Raw genomic sequence first — 15,212 nt, 5'->3', positions numbered from 1 at the left:
CCTGATGCAGTTCACTTCCCCACCTCATCCTGAGGTGCGAGCTTTTGCGAGCCTCGAAGGACGGCTGACCGAGCTGCAGGACTTTGATCCGAGGCTTCAGGAGCGGTGCCTCACCGTCCGGTTTCAGCGACTGCTATTTCGCGGTCTGATCGGTGTCCGGCCGCTCCGGCAGCGCGATCCAGCTGTCGGGATAATCGACCTTGGTCAGGTAGAGGGCATGCGACGGGCCGACCGTGCCGCAGGCCTTGCGGTCGCGGGCTTCCAGGGCCTTGGTGACGTCGTCGGGCGTCCAATAGCCTTCGCCGACCAGTTTCACCGTGCCGACCATGGAGCGGACCTGGTTGTGCAGGAAGGAGCGCGCCGACAGGGTGCAGGCAATGCCGTCCGGCGTGCGCGCCACGTCGAACCGGTCGAGGTTCTTCACCGGCGACTTCGCCTGGCATTCGGTGGCGCGGAAGGTGGTGAAGTCGTGCCGGCCGATCAGCCGGTCGGCGGCCGCCTGCATGGCCGCGACATCGAGCCGGCGCGGCGACCACCAGGCCCGCCTGGCGTCGAGCGTCAGGCGTGGCCGGCGGTCGACGATGCGGTAGAGATAGTGGCGGCGGACCGCCGAGAACCGGGCATCGAAGTCGTCGGCCATCCGCTCGGCGGCCAGCACGGCAATGGCATCGTCCTTGAGGAAGCGGTTGATGGCGTCGCGCACGACCCGGTTCGGCCAGTCGCGGGCGAGATCGATATGGGCGACCTGGCCGAGCGCATGGACGCCGGTATCGGTGCGGCCGGCGCCGTTGACCTTGACGTCCTCGCCGCAAAAGGCGGCGACCGCCTCGACCAGGGCGCCCTGCACCGAACGGCCGAAGCTCGCGCCCTGGATCTGCCAGCCGATATAGGGGCCACCGTCATATTCGATGGTGAGCTTGTAGCGGGGCATCAGCCGAGCCGGGCGCCGGCGTCGAGCTTGGCACCGCGCAGGAAATCATCAGCCCGCATCGCCTTGGCGCCGGCACGCTGGACCTCGACGAGGCGGATCGCGCCGGATCCGCAGGCAATGGTCAGCTGATCGTCGATGACGGCGCCGGGCGCCCCTGAACCGTCGGCACGGGCCGAGCGCAGCACCTTGACCCGCTCGCGGCCCTTGCCGAGATCGGCTTCGAACCAGGCGCCGGGGAAAGGCGACAGGCCGCGCACCTTGTTGTGCACCTCGTCCGATGGCCTGGACCAGTCGATGCGCGCCTCGGCCTTGTCGATCTTGGCGGCATAGGTGACGCCGTCGGCTGCCTGCGCCACGAAATTCAGCGAACCGCGGTCGAGCGCGGCGAGCGCCCGGACCATCAGGTCGGCGCCGAGCCCGCTCATCCGGTCGTGCAGCTCCTGGGCGGTCATGTCGGGGAAAATCGCGATCTTCTCGACCATGGCGACCGGGCCGGTATCGAGCCCCTCGTCCATCTTCATCACCATGACGCCGGTCTCGGCGTCACCCGCCATGATGGCGCGCTGGATCGGGGCAGCACCCCGCCAGCGCGGCAGCAATGAGCCGTGCAGGTTGAGACAGCCGAGCGCCGGCGCCTCGAGCACGGCCGCGGGCAGGATCAGGCCATAAGCGACGACCACGGCGACATCGGCGCCGAGGCTTGCGAAATCGGCCTGCGCCGCCGGATCGCGCAGGGTCTTCGGCGTGAACACCGGGATACCGAAACGATCGGCCAGGCCGTGCACCGGCGTCTTCGTCTCCTCGAGGCCGCGGCCGGCCGGCTTCGGCGCCCGGCTATAGACCGCGACCACCTCATGGCCCTGGCCGATGATCTCGGACAATGTCGGCACCGCGAAATCCGGGGTGCCCATGAAGACGACGCGCAGGCTCACCCGATGGCCTCGCGCTTGGCCGCCTTGGTGAATTTCTTGACCACCCGCTCGCGCTTCAGCCGCGACAGGTAGTCGATGAACAGGACCCCGTTCAAATGGTCGAACTCGTGCTGGATACAGGTCGCCAGCAGGCCCTCGCACATCATCTCGATGGTCCGCCCCTCGAGATCGAGATAGCGCACGCCGCAGCGCGCCGGGCGCTCGACCTCCTCGTAATATTCGGGGATGGAGAGACAGCCCTCCTCATAGACGGCCATGTCCTCGGAGGTGAAGGTGATCTCCGGGTTGATCAGTACCATCGGCTTCTTCTCCTCGTCCTTGCGGGCGAGATCGATGGTGAACAACCGTTTCGGCACGGCGATCTGAATGGCCGCGAGCCCGATGCCCGGCGCCTCGTACATGGTGTCGAGCATGTCGGCGGCGAGCGCCTTGATCTCGGCGTCGATGCGCTCGACCGGCTCGCTGACGAGCCTGAGCCGCGGGTCGGGAATGGAAATGATGTCGCGAATGGCCATGGACGTGTCGTCTGGATTGGATCGGCGGCGACAGGGGCGTCACCGCGCGGAACAAGGGACTGTTGCGCCTGAGTTAAGCGTCCGCGGCGCGGGGGTCAACGCCCCGGCGGCCGGCCGGTCAGAGACGGGCGAGCAGATTCAGCAGCGCATCGCGGCCCTTCGCGCCCAATCGGGAGGTCACCCGCGCCTCGTGAACCGCCACCACCTCGACCGCCTCCGCGAGCAGCCGCTTGCCTTCCGCGGTCAGCACCAGGGCATGGGTGCGCCGATCGGTGTCGGAGCGCAGCCGCCGCGCCAGCCCGCGCTGCTCGAACTGGTCCATCATGGCGACGAAGTTCGGCCGCTGGATGCCGAGCGCGGCGGCGATCTCGCGCTGGCTGCGGCCGGGATTGGCGTCGATCAGCACCAGCGCGCTGAATTGCGCCGGCCTGAGGCCCAATGGCTCGAAGCACTTGATGAAATCCTCGAAGACCGACAGCTGCGCGCGGCGCAGGACGTAGCCGACCAGGCCCGACAGCGGCCCCATGTCGAGCCGGACCGCATCCGCCGGCGCCACGAACTCCGTCTCCGGCGCATCGCCACCCGATCCCGCTCCGCTCGCTGCCTTGGCTCGTCGCACCTTGTCCATGCCTCCCGGTCGTTCCGCTCGCGATGCCCCGCGAGGCGATCGATCGAATTCGTTTGCGAACGGAATAGTTATATACTATATCGAATTTATAAGAAAGATACCATGGGAGGGGATATGCCGAGGCATCATCGGTGCGCCAGCGCCAGGCGCCGATCCGGAGCAATATCCGGCCGCGCGGGCCATGTCTCGGTGCAATTCGCGGGACTGTCGTGAGCCATGGACACGACAATCCTTCTCTTTCTCCTGCAGGACGGCATCACCAACGGCGCCATCTATGCGCTCCTGGGTCTCGCCCTCGTCCTGGTCTTCGCGGTGACGCGGGTGATCCTGGTGCCCCAGGGCGAGTTCGTCGCCTATGGCGGCATGACCTTCGCGCTGCTCGAAGCCGGCAAAATGCCCGGCACCGCCTTCATGGTGGTGGTGTTCGGCATCGCCGCCTTCCTGGTCGAGATGGCGTCACGGCGCAAGGCGCTCGACCTCGCCGGCACCGGCCGTGAAGCCCTGTTCAAGCTGCTCCTGCCGCTGGCGATCCTCGGCCTGACCCAGCTCGCGGTGGCAGCCCAGGCCGGCACCGCGGTCAATGTCGCCCTGACCATAGCGATCATCGCGCCGATCGGCCCCTATCTCTACCGCGTCGCCTTTCAGCCGATCGCCGCGTCCTCCGTGCTGGTGCTGCTGATCACCGCGGTCGGCGTCCATCTCGCCATGACCGGGCTCGGCCTGGTCTTTTTCGGCGCCGAGGGCCTGCGCGCGCCGCCGATCTCCAGCGCCGTGGTGCCGCTCGGGCCGATCGTGGTGACCGGACAGAGCCTCGGCATCTATGCTGTCACCAGCGTGCTGATCGTCGCACTCTACCTGTTCTTCGGCCGGACATTGACCGGCAAGGCCCTGCGCGCCACCGCCATCAACCGTGTCGGCGCGCGCCTCGTCGGCATCCGCCTCAGCCTGTCCGGGCGCCTCGCCTTCACCCTGGCCGCGGTCATCGGCGCGGTCTCCGGCATTCTCGTCGTGCCGATGACCACGCTTTATTACGACACCGGCTTCCTGATCGGCCTGAAGGGTTTCGTCGCGGCGATCATCGGTGGCCTGGTCAGCTATCCCCTGACCGCGGCGGCGGCCATCGTCGTCGGCGTGGTCGAGGCGCTCGCCTCGTTCCTGGCCAGCGACATGAAGGAGATCATCGTGTTCACGCTGATCCTGCCGGTGCTGATCTGGCGGTCTTTCGCCAATCCCCACGCCGACGAGGAGGATTAGGCGATGCGCCGTTTCGCTCTGATCATCTTCGTCGCGATCCTGGCGGTGATCCCGCTCATCCCGGGACTGTCGGTGTTCTGGATCACCCTGCTCGACAATATCGGGCTGGCCGCGCTGGTCGCCATGGGCCTGGTGCTGCTGACCGGTGTCGGCGGCCTGACCTCGTTCGGCCAGGCCGCCTTTTGCGGCTTCGGCGCCTATACCTCGGCGGTCCTGACCACGCGGTTCGGTTTCGACCCCTGGGCGGCCCTGCCGGTGGCGCTGATCGTCACCGGGCTCGCCGCGGTCGTGCTCGGCCTCGTCACGGTTCGCCTGTCCGGCCATTTCCTGCCGCTCGGCACCATCGCCTGGGGCATTTCGCTCTATTACCTGTTCGGCAAGATCGAGCTGCTCGGCCGCCATGACGGCATCTCGGGCGTGCCGCCCCTGTCGATCTTCGGCTGGTCGCTGATCGAGCCGCAGGCGGTCTATTACGTGATCTGGGGCTTCGTCGTGCTGGCGGCGATCGTCACCACCAACCTCTTGGACTCGCGCACCGGCCGGGCGATCCGGGCCTTGCGCGGCGGCCGGATCGCGGCGGAAGCCTTCGGCATCGAGCCAGCGCGGGTGAAACTCCTGGTCTTCGTCTATGCGGCCCTGCTCGCCGGCCTGTCCGGCTGGCTCTACGCCCATGTCCAGCGGGCGGTGAACCCCACCCCCTTCGGGGTCAATGCCGGCATCGAATATCTGTTCATGGCGGTGGTCGGCGGCGCCGGCCAGATCTGGGGCGCGGTGGTCGGCGCCTCCCTCGTCATCCTGCTGAAGGACGCGCTGCAGCGGATCGTGCCTGTCCTGTTCGGCACGTCGGCGCAATATGAGACCATCGTGTTCGGCGTGCTGCTGGTCGCCATCCTGCAATTCGCCCGCGACGGCCTGTGGCCGCGCATCGTCGCGCTGTTCCCCGAGCCCGCACCGCCTTCGGTCGACCGGGAGGCCGCGCCGCTGGCCGCGCGCCCGAAGGCGACAACCCAGCCGCTGCTGGCGGTCGCCCAGGCGCGCAAGACCTTCGGCGGTCTGGTCGCGGTCAACGACGTGTCGTTCCAGGTCAAGCGCGGCGAGATCGTCGCGCTGATCGGGCCCAACGGCGCGGGAAAGAGCACCACCTTCAACCTGATCACCGGCGTGCTCGGCATCACCTCGGGCGGCGTGACCTTCGCCGGCCAGCCGATCGGCGGCCAGCGGCCGCAGACGATCGCCGGGCTCGGCATCGCCCGCAGCTTCCAGCACGTGAAGCTGCTGCCCGAGATGTCGGTGCTCGACAATGTCGCGCTCGGCGCCCATCTGCGCGGCAAGGCCGGCTTCATCCAGGGCCTGCTGCGGCTCGACCGTGCGGAAGAAAAGCGGCTGATCGCCGAGGCCGCGCGCCAGATCGCCCGGGTCGGCCTCGCCGAACACATGCACAAGCCGGCGGGTTCGCTGGCGCTCGGCCAGCAGCGCATCGTCGAAATCGCCCGCGCGCTCTGCCTCGATCCGGATCTCCTGCTGCTCGACGAGCCGGCGGCGGGCCTGCGCCACCTGGAAAAGGCGGCGCTGTCCGAACTGCTCCGGCAGCTGCGCGGCGAGGGCGTCTCGGTGCTGCTGGTCGAGCACGACATGGGTTTCGTCATGAACCTGACCGACCATATCGTGGTGCTCGATTTCGGCACCAAGATCGCCGAGGGGCCGCCGGCCGCGATCAAGCAGAACCCGGCCGTGCTCGCCGCCTATCTGGGAGCCCCGGAATGAGCGACATCCTGACCATCGATCACGTGTCGGTCGCCTATGGCCATGTCGAGGCGGTGACCGGCGTCTCGCTCAGGGTCGGCGCCGGCGAGATCGTCACCGTCATCGGCGCCAATGGCGCCGGCAAGACCACCTTGCTCAATGCCGCGCTCGGATTGCTGCCGTCGCATGGAAAGATCCATTTCGACGGCCGCGACATGGCAGCCGTCGAAGCCGAGGACCGGGTCGGCCTCGGGCTTTGCCTGGTCGCCGAGAAACGCGAGCTGTTCGGCACCATGACGGTGGAGGACAACCTGGTGCTCGGCGGTTTCCGCGTCGACCGGCGAACGTCAGCCGATACGCTCACCGCGGTGTTCGATCGCTTTCCGCGGCTGAAGGAGCGTCGGACCCAGCTCGCCGGCACGCTGTCCGGCGGCGAGCGGCAGATGCTCGCCATGGGCCGGGCCCTGATGAGCCGGCCAAGGCTCCTGATGCTCGACGAGCCGAGCCTGGGTCTCGCCCCACGCATCGTCGCCGACATCTTCACCGTCATCGCCGACCTCAGGGCCACCGGCGTGGCGATCCTGCTGGTCGAACAGAACGCCCGCGCCGCGCTCAATGCCGCCGACCGTGCCTATGTGATGGAGCTCGGCCGGATCAGCCTGGAAGGTCCGTCGGCCGAGCTCGCACGCGACCCACGGATCGCGGAGAGCTATCTCGGCCTCGGGCATTAGCGGGGCCGCCGCAGACTCTCCCACCCGCGGCGGACAAGGCCAGTCGGCGTCGCATAGCCGCACTCTATCCGGCCCGACCCAAAACGCTCTTCGTAGGATTTCCGTGACTCGTCCGATGAGCCAGGTCGGGCCTCCGCAAGGCGCGCGCGATAGTCGATCCAAACGGCGACCAGGAACGACAGAAGCATCGCAACGACGCTGGTAACGCTATTGACGCTGCCGATGAGCTGAAGCGCCAAGAAGGAAAGGGCCGCGAGCCCTAGAAACCAAAATTTGAGCCTGAGTTCGTTCCTTAGGAATCTGAGCACGTCGACCCCCAGGCCGCTTTGTCCAGGAAGGATCGCCTCCAGACGATAATAAACTGTAAGTTGCGCACGGTGAAAGCCATTCGTTAGCCGGTCAGCGCAGCCCGCAAATTCCGTTTGGCGCTTCGGTCTCGTCGCAGGGCTCGCCACGTCGCAAGCGGAAACGTCACAATACGCTGGATGCGTTTGTCCCGAACCTGCAAGCGGGTCCTACATAGGCGCGACCCTGATGCCCTACCGACGGCGTGGCCAAGCGCGCGACAATCTGCACAATGCAAAGAGCGCGCCGTCCTGGCGCACCTGACTTTGCCGGCCCGACGATCATATTGCGCCCGTTTCAGGAGATTTTTTGATGGCCGATGGCCTTGATCTCAGCGGTTCCGTGGCCAGGGACGCGGATGGCTTCACGCCTCACACCTCCCATTGGGGCGTCTTTTCGGCCCGCTGGAGGGACGGCAAGCTCGACGTCCGGCCGCATCCCGGCGATCCCGATCCCAACGGCATCCTCGACAATTTTCCGGCCGCGCTCCGGCATCGGGCGCGCATCGCTCAGCCCATGGTGCGCCGCGGCTGGCTGGAACGCGGCCCCGGACCGGACAGCCGGCGCGGCCGCGACGAATTCGTGCCGATGTCCTGGGATGCGGTGCTCGACCTCCTGGGCGCGGAACTCGCCCGCGTCCGCGACAGCCATGGCCCGGGCGCCGTGTTCGGCGGTTCCTACGGCTGGGCCAGCGCCGGGCGCTTCCACCACGCCCAGAGCCAGATCCACCGCTTTCTCAACACCGCGCTCGGCGGCTATGTCCGATCCGTCAACAGCTACAGCTCCGGCGCCTCGTCGGTGCTGCTGCCGCAGATCCTCGGCGGCTACGAGGAGATCACCAAGCGCAACGTCTCGTGGGACCAGATCGCCGAGCACAGCGACATCGTGCTGGCCTTCGGCGGCATGGCGCTGAAGAACAGCATGGTCGCCGGCGGCAGCATCAGCGAACATGTCGAGCGCGGCGCCATGGAACGCGCCAGCGCCCGCGGCTGCCAATTCGTGCTGGCCGGGCCGTTGCGCAGCGACCTGCCAGAGGCGGCCCGCGCCGAATGGCTGGGCGTCGTTCCCGGCACCGATACCGCGCTGATGATGGCGCTGGTCCATACGCTGGTGGTCGAAGGCCGGCACGATCGCGCCTTTCTCGATCGCTATACCGTGGGCTGGCCAGTGTTCGAGCGTTATCTCCTCGGCGAAACCGACGGCCAGCCCAAGGACGCGGCCTGGGCCGCCGGCCTCACCGGCATTGCCACCGAGACCATCCTCACGCTCGCCCGCCGCCTGCACGGCCGGCGCGCGGTGATCGTGGTGTCGCATTCGCTGCAGCGCGCTGAATTCGGCGAGCAGCCGGTCTGGATGGGTGCGGTGCTGGCCGCGGCCCTTGGCCAGATCGGCTTGCCCGGCGGCGGCTACGCCTATGCGCTCGGCGCCATCGGCTATTACGGCCGGCGCTACAATGCCGTGCCCGGGCCAACCTTGTCGCAGGCGCGCAACGGCGTGGCCGAATTCATTCCGGTCGCGCGCATCGCCGACATGCTGCTGAACCCCGGCACGCAATACCGCTATAACGGCCAGACCAAGACCTATCCGGACATCCGGCTGGTCTATTGGGCCGGCGGCAACCCGTTCCACCACCACCAGGACCTGAACCGCCTGCGCAAGGCCTTCGGCCGGCTCGATACGCTGGTGGTGCACGAACTCGCCTGGACCGCGACCGCGCGCCATGCCGATATCGTGCTGCCCTGCACCATGACGCTCGAGCGCGAGGATATCGGCTGCAGTTCCAACGACCCGCTGATGGTCGCCATGCAGCCGGTGGTCGAGCCCTTCGGCGAGGCCCGCGACGACTACGCGATCTTTTCGGGCCTGGCCGAGCGCCTCGGCGCGACCGAGGCCTTCACCGAGGGCCGCACGGTCCGCCAGTGGCTCGAATATCTCTACGAGCCGACCCGCGCGGCGCTTGCCGAACAGGGGCTTCCCGCACCAAGCTTCGACGAATTCTGGGCCGCCGGCAGCATGAGGCTGCCCCAGCTTCCCGACGACGGTGGTATGCTACGCCGGTTCCGTGACGACCCGGACGCCAATCCGCTGCCGACGCCCAGCGGCAAGATCGAGATCTTCTCGGCGACCATCGCCAGCTATGACGAGCCGGACTGCCCGGGCCATCCCACCTGGCTGCCACGGGTGGAGGCGCCCCGTCCGGGCACGCCGATGTTCCTGGTCGCCAACCAGCCCGCGACGCGGCTGCACAGCCAGCTCGATTTCGGCGGGCATAGCGCGGATTCCAAGCATCGCGGCCGGGAGGTCGCCCAGATGCATCCGGCCGATGCGGCGGCGCGCGGCATCAGCGACGGCGACATCATCAAGCTGTTCAACGAGCGCGGCGCCTGTCTCGCCGGCGTCCGCGTCACCGAGGACATTTGCCGCGGCGTGATCCAGCTGCCGACCGGCGCCTGGTACGATCCGGCCGACCCGGACGACGACAACGCGCTCTGCGTCCACGGCAATCCCAATGTGCTGACCCGCGACATCGGCACCTCGGCCCTGGCGCAAGGCTGCACCGGCCAGATCACCACGGTCGAGGTCCAGCGCTTCGACGGCAATCTGCCGCCGATCCAGGCCTATGATCCACCGGTGGCGGTAGCGGCTGCCTGAGCAGGCGTTGGAAGGCGCCTGAATTCGCCGCCCTGCGAGACCTCGCAGGGGCGCAGCCCGCGAGCGCAACGCTCCAATCTGCAGCGGTCAAGCGCTACAGGTGGCCCTTTTTCTCGGACGCGATCCTGGCCATCAGCGCCGGGTCGCCATAGCGGGCGAGGGTCAGCGTGCGTGCATAGTCGGGCACGGCCTTGCCGGTGACCCAGGCCGCGCACAATTCGCCGGTGGCGCAGGCGGCCATGGTGCCGAAGCCGGACAAGGCGCCGGCCATGAAGGCGCCCGGGGACGCCATCGGGCCGACCAGCGGCCAGTTTTCTTCCGTCAGGGTGTAATAGCCACCATAGTGATGCGCGTTGCGCGGCAGGCGGCCGATATAGCGCTTCAGCCCGGGATGAAGACGGCTTGCCCCGCGCAGGACGATGTCGGGAAATTGAGGATCGATCGGGTCGTCGGCATGCGGATCGCTGGCGTTGTGATTATAGGCCCATCCGAGCTTGATCCACTGGCCGTCCTCGGAGCCATCGGGGCGACAATGAATGCCGCCGGGCATGGCCTTCAGGAAACGGGCGGTCGAGGGATCCTCGCCCAGGATCTGCCGTTCCTCGTCGGTCCAGGCGATCTCCTGGCCATCCAGGTCGATGGTGAAAGGCATTTTGCGCGAGATCGCCGCTTCGCGGTCCTCGAAGGCGATCTTCTGCTGAAAGACGCAGGAGACAGGCAGTTCCTCCCCCAGCATCCGCGCGATATCGGCGAAATAGGGCCCCGCGGCATTGACGACCCGGCCGGCGGCGATCGCCCGCGGGCCGTCGGCCGTTTCCAGGTCGAGCCGGAATGCCGCCCCCCGCTCGATGCCGGCGACCTTGCCGCGCAGCAGCCGGCCGCCGGCGGCGCGAATGGCCTCCAGCATATATTGGCCCAGTTGCTGGCCGCTGATCGACCCGGCGCGGCGGATGTGCAGGATGGCCGCCACATCATCCGCATAGCCGGGAAAGGTGCGCCGGATCAGCGCCTTGTCGAGCAGCACGTCCACGCCGGCGGGCGATGTCCGCCAGTTGTCGATCTCGGGCGCCTGATAGCTCGCCGCCGGGCCGCCATCGTGGATCCGGATGATCCGCCCGGCATCGGATCCGTAGCCGGCATAGAGTTCGTCGATGAGATCATCCGGCCGCGCGCGCCGCGTCACCAGCGCATAGCCCCGGCGGGTCATCTGAATGCGGTCGCCGCTCCGCCCGGCGATCTCCTCGAGCAGGTCGATGCTGTGGTCGGTGAATTCCGCCATGATGGGATTGGGCCACCAGTTGCGGTAATTCTCGCCGGATTGAGCCGATGTCAGGCTCAGCGGATTGAGCGCGTCGACGACCACCACGTCACGGATGTGATGGCGGGTCACCAGATAATAGGCAACCGCAAGGCCGATATTGCCGGCGCCGATGACGGCGGAATCGAAATGGTGTTCGGGTGAAACTGTCACGTGTCGCTCGATCGTTGGCCGGGCCTAGATGATTCCGGTCTCGGGATAGGGCTTGTTCTCGACCACGCGGCTCCATCCGAGCCGCGACAGGTCGGTGGTCTGGAACGACCCGTCGAGAATGAGTTCGGCGATCGCCCGGCCGCTGCCCGGGCTATGCATCAGGCCATGGCCGGAATAGCCGGCATTCAGGAAGAAGTTCCCGCATTGCCCGGTCCAGGCCCCGATGATGGGGTTGCCGTCGAAATCGTTCTGGTCATAGAGGCCGGGCAGCGTCGCCTTGCATTTCGTCCGCTCGAACTGCGGGAAACGGTGGGCGAGGGCAGGCCAGACCACCTCTTCGAAATAGGCGTGATCGGCCTCGAAATTGAAGCCGCGCGGCTCGTCCAGGGTCGGCACGCCGCCGGAATAGCCCTTGCCTTCCGGCCGGAAGGCAAGGCGCCTGACGTCCTTCAGATAGGGCAGCGGCTCGATCGGCTCCGCCGCCTCGAAATAGTGCTCGTAGCGCCGCAAGGGGCTGATCGGAACAGTCATCCCCACCATGGCACAGATCTCGGCGGCCCAGGCGCCCGCCGCATTGACCACGGCGTCGGTCGCGATCGTCGCGCCCGACTTCAGCTGAACCGAGCGCACCAGCGATCCCTGCCTGGCGATGCCGGTCACCTCGTCGGCGACAAGCGTCACGCCCAGGCTCTTCACCTTCCGGCGCAGCCCCATCAGGACCGAATAGGGATCGAGCCAGCCGTCGTCGGGCGAGCGCACGCCGCCGCCGAGATCGTCGACCGTCATGGACGGGTAGGCGCTGCGCAGCATGGCGCGATCCAGCAGCTCGACATTGACGCCGAGCGACCGCTGCCTGGCGAAATTCCGTTCCAGGTTGGCCATGTGCTCCGGCGGAACGATGAACAGGTAGCCATGCTTCCTGAGGTTGATCGAGGGCCTTTCGCCATCGACCTCCATCAAGGCCTCGAAGCCGTCGAAGAAGGGAATGCTGAAATTCGACAGGTGGATGTTTTCCTCGCGCGCGAATTGCCGGCGAATTCCCCCCGATGCCCGGGGTGTCGAGGCAAGTGCGTAGGTCGGGTCTCTTTCGATCACGGTGACCGAGCAGGGCTTGGGATGGACCGCCAGGAAATAGGCGGTCGCGAGCCCTATGGCGCCGCCGCCGATAATGGTGACGTCGGCGCGCGAGTTGGGTTGGCTTGTCGCCGGATCCATGGACCTGTCCCTCGTCGATGGGCATCGGAAAACGCCGCAAGACCACGCGACAGGACATCGCGAAAGCCTCGCGCATGGCCGGTCGCCGCTCACGTCACCTTTCCTATTTTGGATCCAAAATGAAATCAAGTGGATAAAATATGATCGGATACGCCGTCATCGAAATCCGCCCGCCATGCCCTCGCGATGACGCCGGAACGCAGCGATCCGAGCTAGCGCGTGATCGTGTCAGATCGAAGCGTTGCAGTTCGGTCGGCCGTCCTTCGAGGCTCGCTTCGCTCGCACCTCAGGATGAGGGGTGTGGGTGTATGGCATTGATGCTGCTCATGAAGCTTGAACGGACGAGTGCATTTTGCACCGCCCTACATGCAAGCCCCCACACTCCTCATCCTGAGGTGCGAGCGAAGCGAGCCTCGAAGGACGGCTGACCGTGGTGCCGTGCGCTTCAATTCGAGACGACCAACCTCTAGGCTAGGCGCGCGAGCGCGAACGGCTTGGAATCGATGAAGGGCGGTTCGCCGGCGAGGAGTTCGGCGACCAGACGCCCGGTCGGGGCGGCGCCCATGAAGCCGTAATGGGAGTGGCCGAAGGCATAGAGGACGTTGCCCAGGTGCGGCGACCGGTCGATGACCGGCAGGCCGTCGGGCACGGAGGGACGCGGCCCCATCCATTCCGTGACATGGTCGAAGCGGGCGCGCGGCATCACCGCACGGCCGATCTCCAGGAGCTTCTTGGCGCGGGCGAAATTCGGCGGAGCGTCGACATTGGCGATTTCCACCGTCCCGGCGATCCGCAGGCCAATGTCCATCGGGGTGATCGCGACACGGTGATCGACATGGCTGACCACCCGGTTCGGCATCGCGCCGGGATCGGCCGCGGTGACGTGATAGCCGCGCTCGGCGATCAGACGCACCTTGGTGCCGAGTTGGGCGGCCAGGCGATCGGACCAGGCGCCGGCGGCGACCACGATGGCTTCTGCGGGATATCGTCCGCCGGCGCCGATGACCGTGGTGACGTCGCCATCGGCAATGTCGAAACCGGTCACCCTGTCCGCGACGATGGTGCCGCCGCGCTGCACGACATGCTCGGCGAGCCGCTGGACGACGCGATAGGAGTTCTTCGCGTGCCCGTTATCGGGGAAGAGCAGCCCACTCCTGATCTCCGCAAGGGTCGGTTCGAGCTGCCTGACGTCGTCCGGGCCCAGATGCTCGGTGCGCACTCCGGCCTCGCGCAGCAGATCGATCGCCAAGGGACTGCCGAGAACGGCGTCGCGGCGGCTGCTCACATAGAGCTGGCCGTTGCGCGTGATGAGATCGGCCGCGCCGGCGTCGCGCAGGAGTGGTTCGAGGCAGTCGAAGGCCGGCCGGTGAAGCGACCGCATGGCGGCCGAGATCCGTCTTGCCTCGCCCGGGCTGGATGTCCGCAGCCAATCGATCAGCCAAGGCAATGAGCGGCCGAGATCCCGCCAGCGGATCGACAAGGGCCCGAGCGGATCGATGAGGAAACCCGGCACTTGCCGCCAGATGCCCGGCATGGCCAGCGGCAGGCAGGCCCCCGGCGCGATCACGCCGGCATTGCCGAACGAACAGGCCGAGCCCGGCGACAGCGGATCGATCACCGTGACCTGGTATTGCGCGCGCTGCAGGTAGCTGGCGCAGCAGATGCCGACCATGCCCGCGCCGATGACCGTGACGTTTCCCCTGCTCATGACCCCTGCCCGCTTGTCTGAGCGGCCGCTCCGCCGGATCGTCCCGCGAGGCTGAGCAGCGACGCATAGGCCGGCGCGTCGACATCGATGCCTTCGGCCGCGGATATCCGCCTTTGCCGATATCTCCGGTCGCCCGGCAACCGGCTGGCCCCGGCATCGAGAATGGCCGCGACAAGGGCCGAAACCCGTTCGTCGAAACCGGATTGAGCCCGCCCGGGATTGATCAGCAGAAGAAACTGGCCGCCGAACGAGGTCGTCGCCGGGCCGGCCGGCGACTGGTCCTCGAAACCGAAGCGGCCGCCGGTGAGGGCGGCGGCGAGGATCTCGACCATGACGGCGAGGGACGCGCCCTTGCTGCCGCCAAAGGGCAGCAGGGCACCACCGTCGAGGATGTCGGACGCCGAGGTCGTCGGCTGGCCGAAGGCGTCGCAGCCGACACCGGCGGCCACCGCGCGGCCTTCATTGGCGGCCAGCAGCACATCGCCCTGCGACAGCACGCTCGACGACTGATCCCAGACGAGCGGCGGATGGCCGGGCCTCGGCGTGGCGAAGGCGATGGCATTGGTGCCGGTCACCGGCCGGCCGCCACCCCAGGCGGCCATCCGCTTCTTCGAATTGACGCAGGTCAGCGCGACCAGGCCGCGCGCCGCGAACGGTTCGATGTCAGGCCAGAGCGCCGCGAAGTGATGCGAGTTCCGGGTCAGCAGGACCGCGACCCCCGACGCCTCCGCCATGGCGAGCAGCCGCGGGGTCGCGACATCGAGGGCGACCTGGGCGAAGCCGTTCCGCGCGTCGACGGAGAGAAGGCTCGCCGTCTCGCCCGTGATCGCTGGTCGCGCCGTGCCGTCGGCCCAGCCGATTTCGAGGGAGTGCACGAAACCGGCCAGCCGCAGAATGCCGTGGCTCTTCACGCCGTCGCGCTCGCAGGCGACGATCGTCGCCGCGACCGGGCCGACATTGTCGGGCGCCATGCCGGCCCTCGACAGAGCCGCTTTGACAAGACCTTCCAGCTCGTCGACCGAAACCCGCTTGGATTGGCTCGAATTCATTCGAAAGGCGCTCCCGTCCGCGTCGGCGCATCAGGCCG

Annotated in this window: 12 protein-coding genes; 4 read left to right on the top strand and 8 right to left on the bottom strand. The window is 67.5% G+C overall.

Going from position 1 to position 15,212, the window contains the following annotated elements; genetic code table 11:
- Window positions 1-133: 133 nt before the first annotated feature.
- The 4 genes from truA to AC07WJ_RS12375 all read right to left on the bottom strand — a co-directional run bounded on the left by truA (window position 134) and on the right by AC07WJ_RS12375 (window position 3,006).
- On the bottom strand, window positions 134-931 hold the full coding sequence (truA, locus tag AC07WJ_RS12390) for a tRNA pseudouridine(38-40) synthase TruA (RefSeq protein ID WP_494934898.1): 798 nt from the start codon (window positions 929-931) through the stop codon (window positions 134-136).
- Complete coding sequence (gene fmt, locus AC07WJ_RS12385) at window positions 931-1,857, bottom strand: methionyl-tRNA formyltransferase (RefSeq protein WP_494935581.1); 927 nt, start codon at window positions 1,855-1,857, stop codon at window positions 931-933. The genes truA and fmt overlap by 1 nt, the downstream gene beginning before the upstream one ends.
- Window positions 1,858-1,859: 2 nt before the next feature.
- The gene (gene def, locus AC07WJ_RS12380) at window positions 1,860-2,378 is read right to left on the bottom strand and encodes a peptide deformylase (protein ID WP_494934897.1); all 519 of its coding nucleotides are present in this window, start codon (window positions 2,376-2,378) and stop codon (window positions 1,860-1,862) included.
- Window positions 2,379-2,496: 118 nt separating this feature from the next.
- Complete coding sequence (locus AC07WJ_RS12375; RefSeq protein WP_494934896.1) at window positions 2,497-3,006, bottom strand: MarR family winged helix-turn-helix transcriptional regulator; 510 nt, start codon at window positions 3,004-3,006, stop codon at window positions 2,497-2,499.
- Window positions 3,007-3,222: 216 nt separating this feature from the next.
- On the opposite strand from AC07WJ_RS12375, the gene AC07WJ_RS12370 reads away from it, so the two are divergent.
- The 4 genes from AC07WJ_RS12370 (at window position 3,223) to AC07WJ_RS12355 (ending at window position 9,731) form a co-directional block, all read left to right on the top strand.
- A complete protein-coding gene (locus AC07WJ_RS12370; RefSeq protein WP_494934895.1) occupies window positions 3,223-4,260 on the top strand; it encodes a branched-chain amino acid ABC transporter permease in 1,038 nt (345 codons plus the stop codon).
- A gap of 3 nt (window positions 4,261-4,263) precedes the next feature.
- Complete coding sequence (locus AC07WJ_RS12365) at window positions 4,264-6,024, top strand: branched-chain amino acid ABC transporter ATP-binding protein/permease (RefSeq protein ID WP_494934894.1); 1,761 nt, start codon at window positions 4,264-4,266, stop codon at window positions 6,022-6,024.
- Window positions 6,021-6,734 (top strand): ABC transporter ATP-binding protein, encoded by a 714-nt coding sequence (locus AC07WJ_RS12360; RefSeq protein WP_494934893.1) that lies wholly within the window; start codon window positions 6,021-6,023, stop codon window positions 6,732-6,734. The genes AC07WJ_RS12365 and AC07WJ_RS12360 overlap by 4 nt, the downstream gene beginning before the upstream one ends.
- Before the next feature lie 657 nt (window positions 6,735-7,391).
- Window positions 7,392-9,731: a molybdopterin guanine dinucleotide-containing S/N-oxide reductase gene (locus AC07WJ_RS12355; RefSeq protein WP_494934892.1), complete on the top strand. Its 2,340-nt coding sequence runs from the start codon at window positions 7,392-7,394 to the stop codon at window positions 9,729-9,731.
- A 94-nt stretch (window positions 9,732-9,825) separates the two neighbouring features.
- Here AC07WJ_RS12355 and AC07WJ_RS12350 read toward each other — a convergent pair whose 3' ends face one another.
- The 4 genes from AC07WJ_RS12350 to AC07WJ_RS12335 all read right to left on the bottom strand — a co-directional run bounded on the left by AC07WJ_RS12350 (window position 9,826) and on the right by AC07WJ_RS12335 (window position 15,174).
- Entirely contained in the window at window positions 9,826-11,202 is a 1,377-nt protein-coding gene (locus AC07WJ_RS12350; protein ID WP_494934891.1) for an NAD(P)/FAD-dependent oxidoreductase, read from the bottom strand.
- 24 nt (window positions 11,203-11,226) lie between these two features.
- Entirely contained in the window at window positions 11,227-12,417 is a 1,191-nt protein-coding gene (locus AC07WJ_RS12345) for an NAD(P)/FAD-dependent oxidoreductase (protein WP_494934890.1), read from the bottom strand.
- 466 nt (window positions 12,418-12,883) lie between these two features.
- Window positions 12,884-14,125: an NAD(P)/FAD-dependent oxidoreductase gene (locus AC07WJ_RS12340; protein WP_494934889.1), complete on the bottom strand. Its 1,242-nt coding sequence runs from the start codon at window positions 14,123-14,125 to the stop codon at window positions 12,884-12,886.
- Window positions 14,122-15,174, bottom strand: a complete 1,053-nt coding sequence (locus tag AC07WJ_RS12335) for an Ldh family oxidoreductase (protein ID WP_494934888.1) — start codon at window positions 15,172-15,174, stop codon at window positions 14,122-14,124. Before AC07WJ_RS12335 ends, AC07WJ_RS12340 begins: the two co-directional genes overlap by 4 nt.
- Window positions 15,175-15,212 lie beyond the last annotated feature (38 nt).

This window comes from Phreatobacter sp. GW821-FHT04C01 (assembly GCF_059420385.1).
This window is presented reverse-complemented; position numbering and strand designations above follow the sequence as displayed.

Coding starts and splice junctions, on each gene's coding strand:
- AC07WJ_RS12345 (WP_494934890.1), bottom strand. CDS start 12,417: ATGGATCCGGCGACAAGCCAACCCAACTCGCGCGCCGACGTCACCATT.
- AC07WJ_RS12370 (WP_494934895.1), top strand. CDS start 3,223: ATGGACACGACAATCCTTCTCTTTCTCCTGCAGGACGGCATCACCAAC.
- truA (WP_494934898.1), bottom strand. CDS start 931: ATGCCCCGCTACAAGCTCACCATCGAATATGACGGTGGCCCCTATATC.
- AC07WJ_RS12340 (WP_494934889.1), bottom strand. CDS start 14,125: ATGAGCAGGGGAAACGTCACGGTCATCGGCGCGGGCATGGTCGGCATC.
- AC07WJ_RS12365 (WP_494934894.1), top strand. CDS start 4,264: ATGCGCCGTTTCGCTCTGATCATCTTCGTCGCGATCCTGGCGGTGATC.
- AC07WJ_RS12335 (WP_494934888.1), bottom strand. CDS start 15,174: ATGAATTCGAGCCAATCCAAGCGGGTTTCGGTCGACGAGCTGGAAGGT.
- AC07WJ_RS12355 (WP_494934892.1), top strand. CDS start 7,392: ATGGCCGATGGCCTTGATCTCAGCGGTTCCGTGGCCAGGGACGCGGAT.
- def (WP_494934897.1), bottom strand. CDS start 2,378: ATGGCCATTCGCGACATCATTTCCATTCCCGACCCGCGGCTCAGGCTC.
- AC07WJ_RS12360 (WP_494934893.1), top strand. CDS start 6,021: ATGAGCGACATCCTGACCATCGATCACGTGTCGGTCGCCTATGGCCAT.
- AC07WJ_RS12375 (WP_494934896.1), bottom strand. CDS start 3,006: ATGGACAAGGTGCGACGAGCCAAGGCAGCGAGCGGAGCGGGATCGGGT.